The 21,810-nt window shown below is 62.9% G+C and carries 21 protein-coding genes; 6 read left to right on the top strand and 15 right to left on the bottom strand.

The features are described from left to right. Both ABIB06_RS19435 and ABIB06_RS19430 read left to right on the top strand, forming a co-directional pair. Positions 1-294 (top strand): hypothetical protein, encoded by a 294-nt coding sequence (locus ABIB06_RS19435; RefSeq protein WP_354050054.1) that lies wholly within the window; start codon positions 1-3, stop codon positions 292-294. A gap of 147 nt (positions 295-441) precedes the next feature. Further along, complete coding sequence (locus ABIB06_RS19430) at positions 442-1,713, top strand: DUF892 family protein (RefSeq protein ID WP_354050052.1); 1,272 nt, start codon at positions 442-444, stop codon at positions 1,711-1,713. A 3-nt stretch (positions 1,714-1,716) separates the two neighbouring features. On the opposite strand, the gene ABIB06_RS19425 is transcribed toward ABIB06_RS19430, so the two are convergent. Continuing rightward, positions 1,717-4,833, bottom strand: a complete 3,117-nt coding sequence (locus ABIB06_RS19425; RefSeq protein ID WP_354050174.1) for a DEAD/DEAH box helicase — start codon at positions 4,831-4,833, stop codon at positions 1,717-1,719. A gap of 433 nt (positions 4,834-5,266) precedes the next feature. After that, positions 5,267-5,527 carry a hypothetical protein gene (locus ABIB06_RS19420; RefSeq protein WP_247348440.1) on the bottom strand — a complete coding sequence of 87 codons (261 nt, stop codon included), beginning with the start codon at positions 5,525-5,527 and terminating at the stop codon, positions 5,267-5,269. A gap of 121 nt (positions 5,528-5,648) precedes the next feature. Here ABIB06_RS19420 and ABIB06_RS19415 point away from each other — a divergent pair, with 121 nt between their 5' ends. Then, entirely contained in the window at positions 5,649-6,380 is a 732-nt protein-coding gene (locus ABIB06_RS19415) for a DUF3750 domain-containing protein (protein ID WP_354050050.1), read from the top strand. A gap of 257 nt (positions 6,381-6,637) precedes the next feature. Here ABIB06_RS19415 and ABIB06_RS19410 read toward each other — a convergent pair whose 3' ends face one another. From ABIB06_RS19410 to ABIB06_RS19370, 9 genes are all read right to left on the bottom strand, one after another. Beyond that, positions 6,638-6,793, bottom strand: a complete 156-nt coding sequence (locus tag ABIB06_RS19410; protein WP_354050172.1) for a DUF2934 domain-containing protein — start codon at positions 6,791-6,793, stop codon at positions 6,638-6,640. Positions 6,794-7,046: 253 nt separating this feature from the next. Next, positions 7,047-7,208, bottom strand: a complete 162-nt coding sequence (locus ABIB06_RS19405; RefSeq protein ID WP_247348444.1) for a DUF2934 domain-containing protein — start codon at positions 7,206-7,208, stop codon at positions 7,047-7,049. Positions 7,209-7,364: 156 nt separating this feature from the next. After that, positions 7,365-9,089, bottom strand: a complete 1,725-nt coding sequence (locus ABIB06_RS19400) for an FAD-dependent oxidoreductase (protein WP_354050048.1) — start codon at positions 9,087-9,089, stop codon at positions 7,365-7,367. A gap of 29 nt (positions 9,090-9,118) precedes the next feature. After that, positions 9,119-9,937: a sugar phosphate isomerase/epimerase family protein gene (locus ABIB06_RS19395; RefSeq protein WP_354050046.1), complete on the bottom strand. Its 819-nt coding sequence runs from the start codon at positions 9,935-9,937 to the stop codon at positions 9,119-9,121. Beyond that, a complete protein-coding gene (locus tag ABIB06_RS19390; RefSeq protein ID WP_354050045.1) occupies positions 9,937-10,593 on the bottom strand; it encodes a hypothetical protein in 657 nt (218 codons plus the stop codon). Before ABIB06_RS19390 ends, ABIB06_RS19395 begins: the two co-directional genes overlap by 1 nt. A 14-nt stretch (positions 10,594-10,607) precedes the next feature. Continuing rightward, positions 10,608-11,102: a type II 3-dehydroquinate dehydratase gene (locus ABIB06_RS19385; protein WP_247348452.1), complete on the bottom strand. Its 495-nt coding sequence runs from the start codon at positions 11,100-11,102 to the stop codon at positions 10,608-10,610. A gap of 35 nt (positions 11,103-11,137) precedes the next feature. Continuing rightward, the gene (locus ABIB06_RS19380) at positions 11,138-12,418 is read right to left on the bottom strand and encodes a TRAP transporter large permease (protein WP_247444752.1); all 1,281 of its coding nucleotides are present in this window, start codon (positions 12,416-12,418) and stop codon (positions 11,138-11,140) included. Between the two features lie 55 nt (positions 12,419-12,473). Further along, a complete protein-coding gene (locus tag ABIB06_RS19375; protein ID WP_354050043.1) occupies positions 12,474-12,983 on the bottom strand; it encodes a TRAP transporter small permease in 510 nt (169 codons plus the stop codon). A 75-nt stretch (positions 12,984-13,058) separates the two neighbouring features. Further along, a complete protein-coding gene (locus ABIB06_RS19370; protein WP_354050041.1) occupies positions 13,059-14,075 on the bottom strand; it encodes a TRAP transporter substrate-binding protein in 1,017 nt (338 codons plus the stop codon). 230 nt (positions 14,076-14,305) lie between these two features. Here ABIB06_RS19370 and ABIB06_RS19365 point away from each other — a divergent pair, with 230 nt between their 5' ends. Genes ABIB06_RS19365 through ABIB06_RS19355 form a run of 3 tightly spaced genes read left to right on the top strand, consistent with a single transcriptional unit; the run spans position 14,306 to position 17,087 of the window. Next, positions 14,306-14,965 (top strand): GntR family transcriptional regulator, encoded by a 660-nt coding sequence (locus ABIB06_RS19365; RefSeq protein WP_247348462.1) that lies wholly within the window; start codon positions 14,306-14,308, stop codon positions 14,963-14,965. 56 nt (positions 14,966-15,021) lie between these two features. After that, positions 15,022-16,191 (top strand): M24 family metallopeptidase, encoded by a 1,170-nt coding sequence (locus tag ABIB06_RS19360; protein WP_354050040.1) that lies wholly within the window; start codon positions 15,022-15,024, stop codon positions 16,189-16,191. Continuing rightward, on the top strand, positions 16,188-17,087 hold the full coding sequence (locus ABIB06_RS19355) for an SMP-30/gluconolactonase/LRE family protein (RefSeq protein ID WP_354069183.1): 900 nt from the start codon (positions 16,188-16,190) through the stop codon (positions 17,085-17,087). Before ABIB06_RS19360 ends, ABIB06_RS19355 begins: the two co-directional genes overlap by 4 nt. 91 nt (positions 17,088-17,178) lie before the next feature. Here ABIB06_RS19355 and ABIB06_RS19350 read toward each other — a convergent pair whose 3' ends face one another. From ABIB06_RS19350 to ABIB06_RS19335, 4 genes are read right to left on the bottom strand one after another with little or no spacing between them, the layout of a single operon-like run. Continuing rightward, a complete protein-coding gene (locus tag ABIB06_RS19350; RefSeq protein WP_354050037.1) occupies positions 17,179-18,183 on the bottom strand; it encodes an NAD(P)H-dependent flavin oxidoreductase in 1,005 nt (334 codons plus the stop codon). Positions 18,184-18,228: 45 nt separating this feature from the next. Then, positions 18,229-19,416 (bottom strand): acetyl-CoA C-acyltransferase, encoded by a 1,188-nt coding sequence (locus ABIB06_RS19345; RefSeq protein WP_354050035.1) that lies wholly within the window; start codon positions 19,414-19,416, stop codon positions 18,229-18,231. Positions 19,417-19,466: 50 nt separating this feature from the next. Beyond that, positions 19,467-20,597 carry an acyl-CoA dehydrogenase family protein gene (locus tag ABIB06_RS19340; protein ID WP_354050033.1) on the bottom strand — a complete coding sequence of 377 codons (1,131 nt, stop codon included), beginning with the start codon at positions 20,595-20,597 and terminating at the stop codon, positions 19,467-19,469. 21 nt (positions 20,598-20,618) lie between these two features. Beyond that, positions 20,619-21,800, bottom strand: coding sequence for an acyl-CoA dehydrogenase family protein (locus ABIB06_RS19335; protein WP_354050031.1), 1,182 nt, complete (start codon positions 21,798-21,800; stop codon positions 20,619-20,621). Positions 21,801-21,810 lie beyond the last annotated feature (10 nt).

Genomic DNA, 21,810 nt, shown 5'->3' with positions numbered 1-21,810 from the left:
ATGAAGTTCACAGGTGCCGTTATCCTCGCTGCCCTTGCGCTGCCTGCAGCAGCCTGGGCGCAGTCCAGCAAGCCTGACGTATCGTCCGCGCCGAGCGCGAAGAATTCAGGGGCCGGCATTGCCGGACAGCCCGGCAACAAGAACGGTCCGGCCGCCAAGCCCAGTGAAACCGTCGGATCGAGTTCGACGAACTCCACCGGCAACCCCGCCGTGCAATCGCAGGACCCGTCGAATATTCAGGGCGCACCGGGCAACAAGAGCGGGCCGCCCGCCAAGCGTCCGGATCAGCGCTGACAAAGCGCGCGCAATCCTGCCGCCAACGACATCGAACGATCTGCGCCTGACACCGCCGGCGCAGATCGTCTCGATAGGAACGAACCTTGAAGCCGCCCGTTCGCAAAACATCTTCTTCTCCTGTCCTTCGAACCCGAAAGTCCCCCCATGTATCACCACGTCAAGAAGCTGATGTTCACCGTTCGGGTGGACGAGCCGGATCCCCGCTTTGGCGACATGCTGCTTGAGCAGTTCGGCGGCGCCAATGGCGAACTTGCCGCCGCCATGCAGTACTCGATACAGGGGTTGAACTGCGAAGATCCCGATCGCAAGGACCTGCTGATGGACATCGGTACCGAGGAGCTCAGCCATCTGGAAGTGGTCGGCACGCTGGCGCGGATGCATCTCAAGCCGTCGAAGTTCGACCGCCAGGCGGCCGAAGCCGATCCCCTGATCGCGATCGCGGGCGGCGGTGGGGTCAATCTCTTCAACTCCCAGGGAAATGCCTGGACCGCCGACTATCTGAAGATCACCGGCGAGCTCGACGTCGATCTGCGCAGCAACATCGCCGCGGAGGCGCGGGCCAAGATCGTCTACGAGCGGCTGATCAATTTCTGCGATGACGCCGGCAGCAAGGACGCGCTGCAATTCCTGATGACCCGCGAGATCACGCACATGAAGGCGTTCACGCTGGCGCTCGAAAGCTTGGGCAAGCCGGCGTTCAGCATCGGCCGCATCCCGCCGACGCCCGGCCTGGTCGACCAGTTCTTCAACGATTCCACCGGCGCCGGCGACCATGGCGAGATCGACACGCGCGGACCGTGGAACGAGGGCGGCGACTGGGTATTCACGGACTCGCCGGCGATCCAGGCGGGCGAACCGGGTCCGGCCACCGCCATCGTAACGGAGAGCTCGCCGCCGGCGGACGAAGCTGGTCTCGGTGATCTGCTTATCAACGAGCTGCGCGATATCCTGCATGCCGAGAAGCAGTTGACCAAGGCGCTTCCCAAGATGGCGGAGGCTGCCCGCTTCGACCAGTTGCGCGAGCTGTTCGAGCACCACCTCGCGGAGACCGAAGCGCAGGTCGAGCGCATCAACGAGTGCTTCGAAATGCTCGGCAAATCCGCCCGCGCCAAGCCCTGCAAGGGGATGATGGGCCTCGTCGAGGAGGGCCAGGAGATCATGGCCGAGGGCGAGGACAAGGAGGACGCGGCGGCCGACCTCGCCCTGATCGGCGCGGCACAACGCGTCGAGCATTACGAGATCGCGGGCTATAGCACGGCGCGCAACCTCGCCCAGCAACTTCGGCACAGTGCCATCGTCAGCCTGCTGTCGAAATCGCTGGCCGAGGAGGAGAACGCCGACCAGCTCCTCAACCAGGTTGCCCGCTCGCTGATGTCGGTGGCGAAAATGCCGGCGACCGTCGAGCAGACCGAATAATCCCTAGGCGTCGAGGAGTTCGAGGAATTCCTCGACGCGGCTGAACGGGTCCTGGTCGCGGCGACCGGAATAGACGACGCGGTCGCCGTCGCGCTGGAGCGATCCCGCCTTCGACTTCGCCCCGGATTTCCGCAGCCGCCCCGGCAGGAACGTCGCGGCGACGGCCTCGGGCCCGACATCGAGCCTGACGATGCCGCGCCGCTTGCAATCGATCCGGAGTCTGGCGGATGCGAAGAAGTCGCGAGCCTCCGGCGGCAGTCTGCCGAAACGGCGCGATATCTCCTCCTCCAGATCTTCCAGATCGTCGTCGCTGCGGCACCGGGCTGCGCGCCCATAAATCTCAAGCCGGACCGCTTCCGATTGCACGTAGCCTTCAGGCAGCATGTCGGCCAGCGGCATATTGAGATCGGGGACCCACAGATCGGCGCCGGTGTCGCTGCCGCGCTCGGAGGCCAGCTTCAGAAGGTGACTGTAGAGCACGGGTCCGAACACCTGGACGTGCCCGGACTGCTGTTCCGAGAACAGATCGCCGGCGCCCCTGAGGTCGAGGTCGCGCTCGCTGATCGCAAAGCCGGCACCCGGCTTGCTGAACTCCTCCAGCACCGCCAGACGCTTCTCGGACTGTTCCGAAGTCGATTCCGTTAGCAGATGGGCAAACGCGCGCGTGCCGCCGCGTCCCACCCGCCCCCTGAGCTGATGCAGCTGTGCCAGGCCGAACTTTTCGGGCCAGCACACCACGATGGTGTTGGCGCGCGGTATGTCGAGGCCGCTTTCCACGATATTGGTCGCCAGCAGCACATCCGCTTCGCCGTCGACAAAACTCATCATCCGGTCGTCGATCTCCTCGACGGGCAATCTGCCGTGCAGACAGACGATGCGCAGCTCCGGCGCCACCGATTGCACCCGCGCCAGCATCGGCTCCAGATCCTGGATGCGCGGACAGATCAGGAAGCTCTGTCCGTTCCGCCTGCGCTCGCGCAGCAGCGCCGCGGCAATGGCGGCTTCCGAAAGCGGCGCGATCCTGGTCACGATGGGAAGGCGATGAACCGGCGGCGAGGCGATCACGCTGAGATCCCTGAAGCCGGCAAGACCCGCAGCGAGCGTGCGCGGGATCGGCGTGGCGCTCATCCAGAGCGAATGAGCACCCTTTGCCAGTCCTGAAAGCCTCGCCTTCTCCGCCGCGCCGAAATGCTGCTCTTCGTCGATGATGACGAGGCCAAGGTCGGCGAACTTCACGTCCTTTGCCGCGAGAGCCTGCGTGCCGACCACGACTTTCAGCCTGCCACGCCGCAGCCCTTCCTTCGTCTCCCGCGTCTCCGGGCCTGAACTGGCCCGCGACAGGCTTCCCACCTCGATCCCGAGCGGGCCGAACCGTTTGCGGAAGGTTTCGACATGCTGCCGTGCCAGCACGGTCGTCGGCGCCGCAATCGCCACCTGCTTGCCCGACAGCGCCACCGCGGCCGCTGCGCGCAGCGCCACCTCGGTCTTGCCGAATCCAACGTCGCCGCAGATCACCCTGTCCATGGGATGGCCCGACGCCAGATCGTCGAGGACGTCCTGAATCGCCTTGGCCTGATCGACCGTCGTGAAATAGGGGAAACGCGCGACGAATTTTTCGTAGTTCGCCCCCGGCGGCACCAGTTTGGGTGCACGGCGGCGGCGGCGCTGGCTGATGTGTTTGGCGAGCGCCTTGGCGGCGACCTGAATTTCCGCCTCCGCCTCGGTGCGCCGCGCCCACCAACTGCTGCCGTCCGCCTTGTCCAGCGTCAGCTTGCCGGGCTCGCCGGCATAGGGCCAGATCACGGCAAGATCGGACGGCGGCACCAGCACGGCATTGTCGCCCGCAAAGGCGAGCCTGACCATCTCGCGCCGCGATCCCCGTCCCATGTCGAGGGTCTGCAAGCCGTCGAGCACGGCGAGCCCGCGTTGCAGATGGACGATGGCGGCGCCCTTCTCGGGCACGTCAGGATGATCGAACGCCGGATTCCACGAGCGCGCCATCGGCTGGGGATGATGGGCCCGGCTGCCGAGCACGTCGGACGCGGTCACGACGACAAGCGGCTTGCGGCCCGCACCAATGAACCCCGCGTCGAAATCGGCCAGCAGCGCGGCTTCGCGGCTCCGTCCCTTCGACACCTCGCTCCAATCGGCAAGGCGCTCCGCCTTGATGCCGCTCATGCGCTCCATCGCGCGAAGGTCATCCTCGACCGCCGCGACGAACAGCAGCCGCGATCCACCGCGCTGCATGTCGGCGACGAAGGCGCGAAGTGCCTTGCGCGGCGCGGCGAGCTTCGAGAACTCCGGCGTCGAGATGAAGGCGGCCTTGCGCGGCAGCACGCTGAAGCTCTTCTTCAGCCGCTTCCAGTCCGTCTGCCCCAGATATTCGCGCTCCGCATCTCTGCGGCCGGCGGCCTCCTCGATCGTGCCGAGCCAGCTATCGGCATGGGCCGACACCCCGGCATCCACGATCCATCGCGCGCGACCGCAATAATCCGGCAGCGTCGCCCGCTGTCCGCGCGTAGCTCCCAGCGCGATCCGTTCGGACATGGGGTCGATGGTCAATTCCTTGGTCTCGTAGACGACCTCGTGCTCGACCGGATCGACGGCGACGATCTTGCGGATCGTCTCGCCGGAATGCTCGATCCTGAAGGGCGCAAGCGCGCCGGCGGGAAATACTTCGAACGTCTTGCCGTGGAACAGGACGCCGCCGGGATACTCCGCCTCTTCGTCGAGATCGTAGCCGAGCGCTTCCAGCCGGCTCTCCAGCTCGGGCCCCGAATAGGGCGCGCCCACCTTCAGCGTGAGGCTCGACCGCGACCAGCTCGCCGGCAGCGGCAGCCGTTCCATGATGGCTTCCGCGGTGGACACCAGGAAGACCGGCTTCTTGGCCTTTGCGAGGCGCCGCAGCACCGCGCTGCGCCGGCCCGCGATCTCGCGGGACGGCTCGAGGCCGTCGAAGGGCAGCGTGTTCAGGCGCGGAAACACCAGCACTTCGACCAAGGGATCGAGCGCGTGGATCACGCCGCCCAGCCGCTCCGCCCTGCTCTCGTCGTCGCAGAGGAACACGAGGCCGTCGCGGCCGGACTTTTCCCATTGCTCGAGCAGATGCAGCGCCAGCATACCGAGCGGCGATGAGGAGGCGACCGCGGAACGCAAAGCGCTCTTGCTTTTCAAGCTCTTGCTTCCCGAGCTCTTGCTTTTTGAGCCGCCACTTTTTGAGCCGTCAGCTTTTAAGCCGCTACTTTTTAAGCCGATATTTTTTAAGCCGCTACTTTTTAAGCCTTGGCTCTTCGAGCCTTTGCTTTTTGAGCTCTGGCTCTTTGAGCTCCGGCTTTTTGTCTTTATCGCGCCGGTCGTGGCCCGGGCTTTCCTGGTGGGCGCCAATTTGTATCCAATGTTGTTTCGCAAATAGAGGCGAGCGTCGACGAGCCCTTCGTCGAGCTCCGTCGATAACGCACCTCGGGCCTGAGCGCCCAATGACGTCATTACAATTTTGCAATTGCATTGAAAAGCGGAGAGACAGGGCGAAGGCAAGCGGCCTGCGGGCAGAAAGCTATTGCAGAACCTTCGGCAGCACCACGACCACGTCGACGCTCTGCGCCAGGATCTGCGTCGCGACCACGGCAAGGTGATGCGAGAACTCGTCCTCGATCTCGGCCGCACAGTCTTCGTTGCGCGCAACGGCAAACAGCAGATTGCCGTCGATTTCGTCGAACCGGATGCCGGCGAAGAGGCGATCGAACGTTTCGGCGCCCGCGACGAACGCGATGCGCGCCTGGATGGCCTGGTCTTCGACGAGTGACAGCTTCCTCATCTGCGCAACATATGGCCGCAGTTCCCGAATGCAAGAGCCGGAGGGCGCTGGCGCGGCGTGCATTGCGAACTATATTGGTGGCATCGTCCCGCCTGACCGCCGTTTGCCCTTGAGGAAAGTCTTGATTCTCTTCCTGCTGCTGATGTTCGTGCCGATCGGCGTGTCGGCCGGCCGCTATTATTTACGCGGAGACGGCCGCGGCAATTGGCAGACGGCGGATCGCTCCAGCGCCGGCCTGCTGCCGCCCGCATCCGCCGATCCGGACGCGCTGATCCGCGTGTTCGCCGCGCGCACCGCGCGCTGGCGCAGCATTTTCGCCGTCCACACCTGGATCGTCGTCAAGGAGAAGGGTGCCGCCACCTACAGCCGGTACGACTACACGGCCTGGGGCGACCCGATTCGCAGCAACGGCTTTGCGCCCGACGGCCGCTGGTTCGGCGCCCTGCCGGAAACGGTGGTCGCGGTCGACGGCACTCGGGCCGAAGCGCTGATTCCGAAGATCCGCGACGTCATCGAGAATTACAAGTTCCGCACCTATGGCGACTACAGCGCCTGGCCGGGACCGAATTCCAACACCTTCGTGCAGGCGGCGCTGGACGCCGTTCCCGAGCTGCGCGCCGTGCTGCCGCCGACCGCGATCGGCAAGGACTTTCCCTACAGCGGACGCTGGGCCGGCGTCACAGCGTCCGGCACCGGCCTCTACGCCTCGCTGTCGGGCTATCTCGGCATGACCATCGGTTGGGTCGAAGGGGTCGAGATCAATTTCCTCGGCGCGGTGCTCGGCCTCGACGTCCGCCGCCCGGCGGTGAAGCTTCCCGGCATCGGCCGCCTGGGTGTCGCCGCGGGCGCGTAAGGGAATGACGGAGCAAGAGGCAGCTTTGCAATGTGTGCTTCAAGTCACAGTGAAATCGATTGCCTTCGCCTATAATGATCTTGCATGGCCGCAAACAAGGTAACGGCGGTACGCACAAGGCTGAGGAGACAATCAACAGCTACGGACTTCCGAAGCCGCCAGGGTGAAGAACTCGGCGGCTTTTTCTCTGTCCAGGGGAATGCGGACAAAGTCAGCGACTTGCTCGCTGCCGATGTGGGCACCAGCAGCGCCAACAGCTATCGTTTCTCTGGGGGCCCCGAGAGCTTCCTCTGTTCGCGCTCTTGTTCGATCTGCCGTTCCGCTTCGAGCCAAAATTCCACTTCGCGATCGACCGGGCGACCCGCCTGCTCCCAGAGCTCGTACGCGCGCGTTGGCACCTGACCGCGCCGCATCATGCGAAGCAGCTTCCGCTTCAGCTCCTCAGCGAAGTTCCTGAAACGCTGGATAGTGGTTTCGTCTTTGACAAGCGCCGCCGCTCGCGTTGCGAGTTCGATCTGGTGCTCTATCTTTTTCTGCTCGTCCACCGCAAACACCGTCGTGCGAACGGGCCCGCTTCGCTGCCCGTGCTGCTCAGAACTCCAAGTCTTTCTAGAACCAAGTCGTTCTAGAAGGCTCTGTTCCGTAGCAGAACGGCACCCATGGCGGTCACAGCGTATCCGGCGTCCGCATGGTGTTCGACTTGTCTTCGTTGCGTAGCTCTTGCTCGGCTGCGTGCCAAAATTCTTGCTCGCGGCCCTCCGGCTTGCCTGCTCGCTCCCACAGTCGGTGCGCGCGGTCTCTGATGTCTTGCTCGGTCGGCTCAGGCATTGCATCTCCTGCGATGAAGCACGGCCCCACCCTGGGGGGTATGGGGGGCTTGGAGGCGGGGCCGTGCAGACCAGCAATTGGCGGCAATGCTGGCCCGCGGATTCAAGCCTCGATGGTGCGCAAGAGTTCCTAGCTGTCGTAGCGAACGAGCAGCTTTCAGTTACCTTCTTCTTCCTGGCCGAAAACGCCCGCGGCATGCATCGCCGCGCACCATCCGAATACCATCGCAGGTCCGATCATCGTGCCCGGCCCCGGATAAGTGCCTCGAAAGATCGAGGATGCATCCGTACCGACGGCGTAGAGTCCGGGTATGACCGCCCCATCGCCAGACAAAACCCGGGCGGTTGAATCCGTGCACAAGCCGGCACTGCTGGCGAGATCCGTCGGCCATACCGCGACGGCATAGAATGGCCCGGGACCGATCCGCCGCAGGCACGGATTTGGCTTGGCTGAGGGATCACCATTGAACCGGTTCAACTCGCTTGAACCGCGGCCGAAATCCGGGTCCACCCCGCTGTCGGCATAGCGATTGTATCGCGCAACCGTTTGAGCAAGCGCGCCGCTATCGACGCCGATTTCTTCGGCCAATGCTTCGATCGTCTCGCCCGCCACCAAATATCTGGCCCTCAGAAACTTGTCCAAATCCTTCGTCCCGGGATGAACGAGACCAATGCCGTAGGCCCCGATAAAGGCGCGATCGCAAATCAGGAAAGCCGGCGGCGCCGACGAGGAAGACGCGTTCGAACGCAACATCGCTTCCACGAAGTCGTGATAAGAGTCGGCTTCATTCACGAAACGGCGGCCGGACTTGTTCACGGCAAGCAGTCCCGGCTTGGCACGATCGAGCATGATGTGCGGGAACACCGAAACGTGGCCGTCCGCTTGCGTCATGACCGAGCTTGGCATCCACAGAGCGGGGCTGTCGAGATCGCGCTCGATGACTGCGTCGACGCGTTCGGCCGCGAGCATGCCGTCCCCGGTATTGGACGAAGGCGTGAGTGAAAATCGGCGCGCGCCCTCCGGAAAAAACCTTTCGCGAAGTTCGCGGCTCCAGCCGATGCCCCCCGTTGCCAACACAACGCCTTTGCGGGCACGTATCGCCAATGCGCCGGCCGGTGATGACAAGACCGCCCCAACGACCGCGTCGCCATCGCGGATGAGCTCGCTGAGCTCAGTCTCGTATCGCAGATGGACGCCGGAACGACGGAGGCCGTCAAACAGCCTCCCGACGAGCGCGTTACCCATGATCAGACGCGTTCCGCGCCTGTAGCAAAGCCGATCGAGCAAGTGCCGGCCGACAAGACCAACGACATGCCTGAAGTTCGTCCAGTTCCGGAGCGGCGCCAACAGCGCCGGGATGTCCGCCTTTCCTACCATCATGCCGCCGAGGACCATGAACTCTCGCCGCGGAGGTCTGACGCGATCGAAATCTTTGCCAAGCTTGCGGCCGTCGAACGCAATGGCGCCGAGCGCACGACCGCCGATCGCTGCACCGGGAAGGTTCTTGTAGTCGGGGTGTACCGGGGGCGCCGCAAACACTACGCTCGTCTTCTGCTCGAGATAGTCGAGCATGACGGGACCCGCCTGGAGAAATGCATCCACGCGCGCGTCCGCGGCGTGCACGCCGAGCAATGCTTCGAGATAGACTCGTGCCGCCTCGATCGAGTCTGGCGTTCCTGCAAGCCGTCCCTGCCGATTGCCCGGAATCCAGACTGTGCCGGCGGAAGTCGCGGTCGTGCCGCCAACCGTATCCGACTTCTCGCAAAGGATCACGTCGAGCCCTTCAAGGGCCGCCACCAGCGATGTCGTCATGCCGGCGGCACCCGCTCCGACGACCAGGAGATCGGTCTCGACATCCCAGGAGCGATCGGCTTGCGACATCCCGCACACCCCTTCCCGTCCCGAAATTCTCAACGTTGGCTGCGCGCCCGCTCCATGACGGCTCTGCCCGCCGCCAACGCCCGGCGCGCGCGCGACGCGGCATCGGCGCTCTTTGCCAGTTGAACGGTCGGAACCTCGATGCTGATGGTCAGGTCATTCGGCATCGCGCTTGCCAGCCCCATCAGGTCTATTCCGCCCTCGCCCGGAAACATCCGCTCCTCGCGAGCCGCATGGATGAGCTGCTCCGTGGTCGCCGGGCGTTCGGCCGGGCCGTCGCATAGTTGCCAGTAGTGAAGGCGTTGCGCCGGGATGGCGCGGAGGTCCGCAAGCGAACTCTGCGACCGATCGAAATGCAGCGCATCGACCAGAATGCCGGCACCGGGACGATCGACGTCGCCGACGATGCGCATGGCTGTCTTCAGGTCCGGAACGCTCGTCCAGGGCATGAATTCGAGATCGGAAGTCAGGCCATAGTTCGCTGCCGCTTCACAAAATTGCTGGTAGCGATCCGAAAACCGCGCCAGATCCGGATCGTAGGCTGCGACGAGGATGTGTTTGGCGGCGAGGCGCGCGCCCACCTCGAAGAAGGGCGTGAACGACGCGACGTCCGTTTCCGGTCTGAACGCAACGACCTCGAGATCGGCAACAGTCACCCCCGTCAACTCCAACCGCCGAAGCGTCTCCCGCAGGAGCGGCGCATCGTCCATCAGGCGATAGGCAACACCGCCAGGCGTGGCGGGCAATAGCCTGAGCCCGACTCTTTCGTAGCCGCAGTGCGCCGCCAATTCGATCATCTCGGGCGGCGCAAGCTCGAGCACGGTCAGCGCGGCGAGCGAGAACGCTGCCATCAGCCGAAATCCGCGATACGGGCGTCGAGCGCAAACGTGCTTTGATAAACTTCGGGCTCGCTCGCCCCGGTCACGACGTCGGAGGCAATGTCCGCCGCTTTCCGCAAGGCAGCCTGCAAAGACGCGACGTCGAGTGCCTCGATCAGCAAAAGCCCCGCGAAAAAGCCCTCGTTCTTCCGCATGCCCTTTTCGGCAGTCGGCACCGACGTCCGCGCCTTGTCGGTCGCGCCGATCTGCACGGCGGCAACCCCGTCGCACCCAACCAGCGCCTGAGCCAGACTTTGGGGATCTTTCGGCAACGTCTCGATCCGGAGCGCCGCGATCGACGCGCCCTCGCCCCGCCCTTCCCGCGCGACCATGACACCCCCGCCTCGCACGAAATTGCCGAGCTTCGGCATGATGCGCTGTGACCACGGCGTCGGTGCGTTGAGACGCGCCAGATAGGCCTCGCCGTCGAGCACCTCCGGTGTTTCCAGCTCATACAGAATGAAGAAGCGGTTGATGTCGTCTCTTGCCGCGCGGAATACACGCGATGCCAGGAAGCCCTTCGTCGTCACGCGCTCGGTCGTGTGCTCACGCGTCAGCCAGTGCCGATAATCGATCAGATCGTGAGCCTCGACGTCGCTCCAGATGGCAAGAAATCCCCTTCCGCGCATCCCGCCCTCCTTGCCTACGCTTTGCCGCCGGCCGCAAGCCCGTGCAGAGCCGGCGCGATGGTCTGAGGCAATTGCCCAAGCCGTTGGACGGCAGCCAGAATCGCGGCAAGATAGCCGTAAGGACCCAGGCCGCAAATGACCGCCGTGCAGGCACTCGAGGTGATCGAGTGGCGGTGCAGCTCGTCCCGCGCGTGAATGTTCGAGATGTGCACCTCGATCTTCACGCCCTCGAAAATCTTCAGCGCATCGATCAGCGCGATCGAGGTGAACGAATAGGCCGCGGGATTCATGATGATTGCGTCCGCGTCGCCATGGGCGGACTGGATCAGGCTGACGAGCTCGCCCTCCATGTTCGATTGATAGAACGACATCGAAACTCCGAGCTGATCGGCCAGCGCCTGGCAGCTCGCCTCGATCTCCCTAAGCGTCGTCGCGCCATAAATGTGCGGCTCGCGGATGCCGAGGAAATTGAGATTGGGTCCGTTGAGGATCATGATTTTAGCGGCCATTTTTGTCCCTCTTGTCCTTTGTAGAAGCTAAGCGACTAGCCGCCAAACCATTTTGCCGGGATCGTCACCAATCCCGGGAATAGCACCATCGCGAACAGGACGATCAGTTGCGCGATCATGAAAGGCCAGACGCCCTTGATGATATCCTCCATGCTGATCTTGGAGACGCCACACACGACGTTGAGCACGATGCCGACCGGTGGCGTGATCAGGCCTATGGAATTGTTGATGATGAAGAGCACGCCGAAATAGACGGGGTCGATATGCGCCGCCTTGATGACCGGCATCAGGATCGGCGTGAGGATGAGGATCGTCGGCGTCATGTCGAGCGCCGTTCCCACGACTACCACGATCACCATGATCGCCAGCATCAGGAGCGTGTTGTTCCCCATGAAGGGTTTCAGGAGATCGACGACCTGAGCGGAGATTTCGGACACCGTGATGAGCCAGGACGACACCAGCGCTGCGGCGACGAGGAACATGACGACGCTCGTCGTCACGGCAGACGACACCAGGACCGCGTAGACCTCCGACCATTTCAGCTCGCGATAGATGCAGGTCGCAATGAACAGCGAATAGACGGCGACGACGACGCCGGCCTCGGTCGGCGTGAAGATGCCGAAGCGCAAGCCCACGATGATGATCCCGGGCAGCATGAGCGCCCAGAACCCGTCGGTGACGGCGTGCAGGATTTCGCGCAGCGAGGCCCTCGGCGGCGGCGACAGGTTCTCCTTGCGCACCACCCAGTACCAGGCGAGGCAGAGGCCCAATCCAAGCAGGAGGCCGGGGACGATGCCGGCGAGAAACAGCTTGGAGATCGATACGTTGGCGGCGACGCCGAAGATGACGAAACCGATGCTGGGCGGAATGACGGGGCCGATGACCCCACCGGCAGCCACGAGACCAGCCGCGTAGGACTTCTTGTGTCCCGCTGCCACCATCATCGGCACCAGCAGCGCCGCGAGCGCGGCAGCATCGGCCGCTGCAGACCCCGACAAAGACGACAGGATACAGGCCGCCATGATCGTTACGTAGCCCAAACCGCCCCGGAAATGCCCGACCGCAACAAGGGCGACATTGACGATGCGCTTGGCCAGCCCTCCCTTGTTCATGATCTCGCCGGCGAGCATGAAGAAGGGAATGGCCATCAGCGGAAAGCTGTCCGCGCCGTTGATGACGTTCTGCGCCACGATCTGCGCGTCGAACATGTCGATCGTGCTCATCAGGGCGACGCCGCAGATGAGGAGCGCAAAGGCGATCGGCATGCCCAGCGCCATGGCGCCGAGCAGCGAGAACGTAAAGACGGCGATCGTCATGGCGTGATCCAGGTGACGCGAAGAAAATGAACAGGCGTGATGGCGGTGGAGGACATCATTGCTCCTCCGATTCCCTGACAGCCACCATGTCTTCCTCGCTCGCCTGCCCGCTGATCACCCGGTACAGGTCGTAGAGAAGGATAATCGCGGCTGACACGCCAAAGACCACGCCGACCGCATAGAATATCCCGATGGAAAGACCGGTGGCCGGCGCACGGTCGTCGATATTGATGATGGTCTGGCGCCAGCTTCCCGAAAGCAGCAGCCAGTCGGCAAACAGCATCAGGCAATAATTGATGACGAAGCAGATGCGCTTGCCGGAGGCCGGCAGCATCCGGACGAGGGTGTCGACGCCGAGATGGGCGTGCTCGCGAAGCGCGACGATTGCGCCGAGAAAGGTCAACCAGACCAGCAGCCAGCGCGACAATTCTTCGGAAATCGCGATTCCGGAGTTGAAGCCGTAACGCAGGACGACATTGCCGAAGACCAGGACCACCATGATCGCGAGACAGGCGGCAATGACGGCTTTCAGGAACGTGCAATAGAGGTCGAGAACTCGCGCCATGCGTGACGTCCGGGCAAATGAGGGTGTGAGCCGGCCACTGGCCGGCTCCGCCGCCTGCGTGATGAAAGAAGTCGACTACTTCACGTCCTTGCGGATGCGCTCGACCTCTTCGTTGAAGAGCTTCACCGTCTCGGGACGAAGATTAGCTGAAATCTTGTCCGCGACCGGTTGCGCTGCCTTCCGCATGCGCTCCGTTTCTTCGGGGGCGATCGCGTTGTACTGCATACCCTTGGCCTGCAGCTCAGCCAGAGCCTTTTCGGTCTGAAGGCGCGTCTGCTCCTTCTGGTAGCCGCGGCTTTCTTCATAGGCTTCGCGCATCAGCCCCTGCTCGGTCGGGGACAGCTTGTCCCAGAAGACCTTGCTCACCAGAATGATGTTCAGGGTGAAGGTATGATTTGTCGCGGAAACGTACTTCTGCACTTCGTAGAATTTGTTCGAGAGAATGACCGTGTAGGGATTCTCCTGGCCGTCGACGGTGCGGGTCTCCAGCGCCGAATACAGCTCACCGAAGGCCATCGGGACCGGATTGGCCTTAAAGGCACTGAAACTTTCGAGATAGACCGGGTTCGGAATCACACGAAGCTTGAGGCCGCTGAAGTCCTCAAGCTTGGTGATCGGGCGGGTGCTATTCGTGACGTTGCGGAAGCCCAGGCCCCAATATCCGAGGCCAATCAGCCCCTTCGACGGCAGCGTATCGATCATCGCCTTGCCGAATTTTCCGGTCGCGAGAGCATCGGCCTGCTCGGTCGTGTTGAACAGGAACGGGAAATCGATAAGACCGAATTCCGGAATGACGGTGGCGAGCGACGTCGTCGAGGCCGACAGCATCTCCTGGGTGCCGCCGCGCAGCGCGGATTGCTGCTGCAACTCGTTGCCGAGCTGTGAAGCCGCGAACTCGCGGACCTTCATCTTGCCCCCGCTCTTTGCCAGCAGGATCTCGGCGAACTTCTGCACACCAAAGCTGACGGGGTGATCGGTGTTGTTCAGGTGGCCCCACCTGATCGTCCGCTCCTGAATGTCCTGAGCTGATGCGCCGACCGTCAGCGCCACGCAGATCGCCGTCGCAGACAGCGTCCGTACCAACAAACTCATTATTACCTCCCTGTTCGATCGGGGCACGATCGCGGCGTTAGGCCATTATTTTCTGCACCCTCAGGTCAATCAAAAAACATAACTATATTTCTCAGTCAAATGATAAAATCGATTTCATCTGATATTTTTGATTACATACGACGCTGGGTGTCTGCTATATTGCTGGTAACATTGATAGTTCGGCCGCCCCATCACAGGGCGTTGCGCGCGCGTTTGCGGGATCGGAGAGCATGACGTCACTTGAGGGGAGGCCCTTGTCGGCGGGCGACAGCGGTTATCAGCGGATTCGATCCGACATCATTTTCGGCGTGCTGACGCCCTCCGGGCGGCTCAAGCTCGACGCCATGAAGGAAGATTACGGCGTCAGCATCTCCACGCTGCGCGAGATCCTCAACCGGTTGACGTCCGAGGGCTTCGTGGTCGCGGAAGGTCAGCGCGGCTTCGAGGTGGCGCCGATATCCATCCAGAACCTGCGTGAGCTCGCCGGTCTCCGTATCCTGCTGGAACATCATGCGATGGCCGAGTCGTTCCGGGCCGGCGACGTGGAGTGGGAAGGCCGGGTGGTGTCAGCGCATCACAAGCTGGCGGCGACCGAACGCACCGTCCTCAGCGAAGGCGACGATCCTGAGCTGCGTAAACGCTACGACGGCGAATTCCACCAGGCGCTCATTTCGAGTTGCGGTTCGCGCGAGCTGATGCAGACCCACGCGGTCGTGTTCGACAAATATTTCCGCTATGCGCTGCGCTACCGCGGCGCCGAGACGATCAATCAGCACAAGGCGCTGTTGGAATGCGCCCTCAAGCGCGACATCAAAAGCGCCAGGGCCGTGCTCACCGAGCACATCAACGGCTGCGTCGCGCATGCCCTCGCCTCCTGGAACGAGGGTTGATCGCCCGCGGCCTGGCGCCGGAGCGTCGGGCATAATTGTCGAGCAGCGAGAAACACATGCGTTCCGGTGTTCCCTTCTCCACGGCCAGACTCGACCGCCTGCTCGACGATGCCAGCATCGACGTGCTGATCGTCACCTCCAAGCACAACATCCAGTACCTTCTTGGCGGCTACTATCATTTCCAATTCGACTATATGGAGGCGATCGGCATCAGCCGGTACCTGCCCATTTTCGTCTATATGAAGGGCGCGCTGGAGAAGTCGGCCTATATCGCGAACCGGAACGAGCGCGACAGCGTCCAGAACCGGACGAGCGACGGCTACTGGATGCCGGCGATCGTGTTCGGATCGTCGACCACGGTCGAGGCGATGGCACTCGCCGTCAAGCAGCTGAAGTCCGTCGCGCCTTCTGCGCTCCGTGTCGGAATCGAGGGCTCATTTCTGCCGGCCGATGCGGCGGACGTGTTGCGCAGGGAGTTCGGCCATTGCCAGTTCGTCGAGGCGATGCGCCCGCTTGAGAAGCTGCGCGCCGTCAAGACGGCGGCCGAGCTGGACGTCCTCCGCGAAGCCTCCGAGCGTGTCGTCGCCTCCATGATGACTGCGGTCAACCAGACCCGCCCCGGGCAGAGCAAGCGCGAGATCATCGATCATTTGCGGCAGGCCGAGCTGTCCCGGGACATGATTTTCGAATACGCGCTGGTGACATTGGGAACGAGCCTCAACCGGGCTCCATCCGAACAGCGTCTCGAACCGGGCGACGTCGTCTCACTGGATTCGGGCGGCAACTACCGCGGCTACATCGGCGACCTCTGCCGGATGGCCGTACACGGGGCTCCCGACGGCGAGCTTCTCGATCTACTCGGCGAGATCGACCTGATCCAGCAGGCAGCCCGAATGCCGATCCGCGCCGGCCTCGCCGGCAGCGGCATTTACACCGCGGCCAACGAAGCGCTCGCGCGGTCCGCTTACAGCAAGCAAATGCATTTCGTCGCCCATGGAATGGGGATCGTCAGCCACGAAGCGCCGCGTCTGACGTCGAGCGGCCCCATCCCTTATCCCGCCGACGACGCCAACGAACCGCTTGAAGCCGGCATGGTCATCTCGATTGAAACCACGCTGCCCCACGCGCGCGGCTTCATCAAGCTGGAGGATACGATCGCTGTCACCGCGGACGGATACGAGGCTTTCGGAGACAGCGCTCGTGGCTGGAACCGGATATCGGTATGACCGCCGACCTGATCCCTGCGCACCGGGTCGAGACCGCAGTGGCCACGGCCGACATTCTCGGCGAGACGCCGTTGTGGTGCGACCGTTCCCGCAAGCTATGGTGGGTCGACATCGACCGGCAGTTGCATCAATCCTTCGATCCGGCAACCGGCGCTCATCAGGTCTTTCCGTACGCGTGCAACTTCCTCGGCAGTCAGGCTCTGACGGCAGATGGCTCCCACCTGCTCGCGCAGGATCTGCGCCTTTATCGCCGCTCGTCCGGCGACGGTCCTCCAAGTCAGCTCTGTGAGGTCGAAAGCGGTCCCGACAACCGCCTCAATGACGGGCGCGTCGACGCGCGGGGCCGACTATGGATCGGCACCATGGACAACCAGCTGCATCGGCCGAACGGGTCGCTGTATCGTGTGGACGCGGACGGGCGGACGGCGCACATGTTCGGCGATGTCATCGTCACGAATGGAATTGCGTTCTCACCCGACAATCGCACGCTCTATTTCACGGATACGAGGCGATACCGCACCTGGCAGTTCGACTTCGATCTCGATGATGGCGCGATCCGCAACAGACGACTGTTCGCGGACTACAGCGCCTCCGGGGAGAGGCCTGACGGCGCGTGCATCGACGTTGCCGGCGGGCTGTGGACCGCATTCTTCTCCGGCGGCCGGGTGATACGCTACCGACCGGACGGCCGGATCGACACCGTTATTCCGGTGCCGGCGACCAATCCGACCTGCTTGTGCTTCGGCGGACCTGATCTGAAGACATTGTTCGTTACGACGGCGAGGAAGTTTCTGGATCGCGAGCAATTAAGCCTTAAACCCCAAGCGGGTCATGTTCTTGCCATTCATGGCATCGCACAGGGACTTCCAGAGCACCGCTTCGCCAATTCATTCTGAACTCTTGCCAACGGGCCATTGATGGCAAGTATTCCTTGCCTCCTAACAACCGCTATTCTCTTCGGCCATTCGCGCCGCTCCCGGCGTGCCTTCACGCGACCTTCAGGGCTGCCTTGCTGTCGGCATCGAGGAATCCTGTAAGTCGGTCCCTGATCAGTCGCTCGGCGTCCGCCATGATGCGATCGATCAGCTCCTTCACGGTCGGAATGTCGCGAATGAGTCCAACGACCATGCCGCAGCTCCAGGCGCCCGCGTCCATATCGCCGTCGATCATCACCTTGGGATAAACGCCCCCCACCTGGTCGTGGATATCGTCGATCTTGAGGCTCTTGCCCTTCGCGCGCTCGATCTCGAGCAACTGCTCGACACCCTTGTTGTTCAAGACTCGCTCTGTATTCCGGAGCGCACGCATGACCAGCCGGGTGTCCAGCTCTGATGCCTTGACCAACGCATTCTTGACGTTCTCATGCACCGGCGCTTCCTTGGTGGCGATAAAGCGCGTCCCCATGTTCACGCCGGCGGCGCCCATTGCGAGTGCCGCAACCAGGCTGCGCGCGTCGGCCATGCCGCCCGAGGCAACGAAGGGTATTTTCAGCTCTTCGGCCGCACGCGGCAACAGGATCATATTGGGCATGTCGTCTTCGCCGGGATGGCCGCCACATTCGAAACCGTCGACGCTGACCGCATCGCAACCGATCTGCTCGGCCTTGAGCGAGTGCCGCACAGACGTACATTTGTGGATCACCTTGATGCCGCCTGCCTTCAGGGCGGGCATGTACTGTTCGGGGCTGCGCCCAGCAGTTTCGACGATCTTGACGCCGCCCTCCCTGATGGCAGCGATGTATTCCGGATAAGGTGGCGCGGTGAAGGTCGGCAGAAAGGTCAGGTTCACGCCGAACGGCTTGTCCGTCATGTCGCGGCAGCGCGCGATCTCCTTGGCCAAAAGTTCCGGCGTCCGTTGCGTCAAGCCGGTGATGACCCCGAGCCCGCCGGCATTCGACACCGCGGCCGCAAGTTCGGCGAACCCCACATAGTGCATTCCACCCTGAATGATCGGATGTTCGACGCCGAACATTTCGGTGATTGCTGTCTTCACAAATGCCTCCAGTATGTTGATGGACGTCCGGTTCTGCCGAGTTGTCTAATGAATGATTTCGAGCAGCCCTGCTGCGCCCATGCCGCCCCCCACGCACATGGTGACGACAGCGTATTTGGCCTTGCGCCGGCGGCCCTCGATCAGGGCGTGGCCGGTGAGCCGCGCCCCGGTCATGCCGTAGGGATGGCCGACCGCGATCGAGCCGCCGTTGACGTTGAGCTTGTGAGGGTCGATCCCGAGCTTGTCGCGGCAATGGATCACCTGCACCGCGAATGCCTCGTTCAGTTCCCAGAGATCGATATCGTCGACCTTAAGTCCGTGTCGCTTGAGCAGGCGGGGCACGGCATAGACCGGACCAACGCCCATCTCGTCCGGTTCACAGCCCGCCGAGACAAAGCCGCGGAAGATACCGAGCGGCTTCAGCCCCTTCTGCGCCGCCAGCTTGTCGCTCATGATGACAGCGGCACTGGCACCGTCCGAAAGCTGACTGGCATTGCCGCCGGTGACCGTGAAGCCCGGCCCCTTGGCCGGCTTGACGCCTGCGAGAGCTTCGGCCGTCGTATCGGGACGCGGCCCCTCGTCAGCCGACAGCGTCACCTGCTGATAGGACACAGCGCCACTCGCCTTGTCCGTGACCGCCATGGTCGTCTTGATCGGCGCGAGTTCGTCTGTGAACCGGCCGGCCTGCTGCGCAGCTGCCGTCCGGCGCTGACTCTCCAGGCTGTACTCATCCTGGCGTTCACGCGAGATATTGTAGCGTTTAGCCACGACCTCGGCGGTGTCCAGCATCGCGATGTAGGCGTCTCCCTTCATCGCGAGCAGTTCCGGATCGACGGCATGAAAGCTGTTGTATTGGTTGTTCTGGACCAGGCTGATGGATTCGCCGCCGCCGCCGATGGCGACCTCAACGCCGTCGAAAATGATCGAACGCGCAGCCAGCGCAATGGCCTGAAGCCCCGACGCACACTGGCGATCGATCGTCGTTCCGGCCACGCTCACCGGAAGTCCGGCACGCAGCAGCGCCTTGCGCGCGATGTTGGTCCCCGTGGTGCCCTGTTGCATGGCGCAGCCCATCACGACATCCTCGACCTCCGCGCCCTCGACCTTCGCGCGCGACAGTGCCGAGGAGATGGCATGCCCGAGCAGCGTCGCGCCTTCGGTGTGATTGAGCGCGCCCTTGTAAGCCTTGCCAATGGGAGTACGCGCGGTCGAGACGATCACGGCTTCGGTCATTTTTACCTCGGGTTGGGTACGGCAGGCGAGTTGCTGCGTTGAATGGAGATTCAGCTCTGCTGCGCGTACCGCATCAGATGATAGGAGGGGTCTCCGAACTGAATGTTGATGGAGCTTATTCGCTTGAAGTAATGGCCGACGTTCAGTTCGTCGCTCATGCCCATGCCGCCATGTAGTTGCACCGCCTGCTCTGCGACGAAGCGCGCTGCGTAGCCGACCTTGGATTTGGTACCAGACGCCAGTTTCGATCCATTCGGCTCTTGAGCGGCGAGGCTGAGGTTCAGATGCTGGGTGAGCGAGATGGCCTCTTCGAGCGCGATGAACATGTCGACCATGCGGTGCTGCAACACCTGAAAGGTCCCTAGCGCTACCCCGAACTGCTTGCGAGTTTTGCTGTATTCGAGCGTCGCGGAATTCAGCACGGACATCGCTCCGACCGCCTCGGCACAGAGCGCCGCAATGGCGCGCTCGCGGCAGGCCTCAAGGGCCGCAACGCCTTCGCCTTCGCGGCCGAGCAGCTGGCCGGCGGGCACCTCGACGTTCATCAGCGTCAGTTCGGCAGCGTGCCGTCCATCGATGGTCTTGAAGCTCTGCAAATGGAGATTGGCCGAACGGCTATCGACGACAAACAGGCTCACGCCATCCCGATCGTGAGGACCACCGGACGTCCGCGCCGATACGATCAACTTGTCGGCCCACGGCGCACCGACCACCGCGGCCTTTGACCCACTCAGGACAAAGCTTCCACCCTGGCGCCGGGCTGTCGTGGTGACGTTGTTGAAATCATAGCGCGATCGCCCTTCCGCCCAGGCCACCGCCCATATCGCCTCACCCTCCATGATCTTCGGCAGCAATGCCTCACGCTGTTCCGGCGAGGCGACGTCCTCGATTAGGCCGCCTGCGAGAACCACCGTCTCGAAATACGGTTCGACGACGAGGTTGCGGCCGAACTCCTGCATCACGATCATGGTTGCCAGCGAGCCGCCGCCCAGGCCGCCGGAGCTCTCCTGGAACGGCGCCGCGCAGAGTCCAAGCTCGGCGAAAGCTTTCCAGTGCCTGCGGCTCCAGCCCTCATCGGTCGAGACGATCTTGCGGCGTTCGTCGAAGTCGTACTGCTCGCGCAGAAAGCGTTGGATGCTCGAACGGAGCAACTCCTGCTCTTCCGTCAACTGGATGTCCATGAGATACCTCGTGCGATGTCGTCAGAGACCGAGCACCGCTTTCGCGATGATGTTGCGCTGGATTTCATTCGATCCCCCGTAAATGCTCAGCTTTCGGGAGTTCAAATATTTCTCGGTTGCCGTGTGTCCATAGTCCGGTCCCGGCATGAACCGGTTGGCGGTTACCGGGTGCTCGCGGATGGCCAGCCCGTAATTGCCGATCGCCTGATGGGTCAGGTCCGTAATGCGCTGGAATATCTCCGTGCCCCTGATCTTGAACAACGATGCAGCCGGACCCGGATCGATGCCGCGCGACATCTGGGCAACGATGCGCAGCTCCGTCGCCTCCAGTGCGAGCACATCGAGCTCGACGCGCGCGATCTCCCTGATGAACTCTCCGAACGCCGGATCGCCCTCACCGACCTCGGTTCGCACGATCTGCTTGAGACGCGCGAGATAACGGGTCGACCGGCCGATCCCGGCCATGCTCGTGCGCTCGTTCCCGAGCAGAAATTTCGCGTAGGTCCAACCCCTGTTCTCTTCGCCGATCAGATTCTCCGCGGGGACGCGCACGTCCTCCAGGAAGACATCATTGACTTCGTGCGATCCGTCGATCGTGATGATCGGCCGCACGGTAACCCCGGGCGATTTCATGTCGATCAACAGGAAGGAAATGCCGGCTTGGGGTTTTGCCGATGGATCGGTCCGCACCAGGCAGAAGATCCAGTCGGCATGTTGGGCCAGCGTCGTCCAGGTCTTGTGGCCGTTGACGACATAGTGGTCGCCGTCGCGCACCGCCTTGGTGCGGATTGACGCCAGGTCGGATCCTGAGCCGGGCTCCGAATAGCCCTGGCACCACCAATCCTCGCCGGAGAGGATACGCGGCAGATACTTCCTCTTCTGCGCGTCGTTACCGAAAGTGTAGATGACCGGGCCGACCATGGTGACGCTGAACGCGAGCGGCGGCAGCGTCCCGGCCCGTGACGTCTCCTGCTCGAAGATGAAGCGCTGCGTGACCGACCAGCCCGGGCCGCCATATTCCTTTGGCCACAGCGGAGCGATCCAACCCTTCTTGTAGAGTATCCGGTGCCAGAGCAGCGACTGCTCCTTGGTCAAATCAGTCTCGGGGTTTGGAACGCGCATCTCCTGCGGATAGTTTTCCGCAATGAAACCGCGCAGCTCGTCACGAAACGCAGCGTCTTCACGCGAAAGCTTGAGCTCCATCGTGAAAGCT

It is taken from the genome of Bradyrhizobium sp. LB8.2 (genome assembly GCF_040548035.1).
Classification (GTDB): Bacteria; Pseudomonadota; Alphaproteobacteria; order Rhizobiales; family Xanthobacteraceae; genus Bradyrhizobium.
This window is presented reverse-complemented; position numbering and strand designations above follow the sequence as displayed.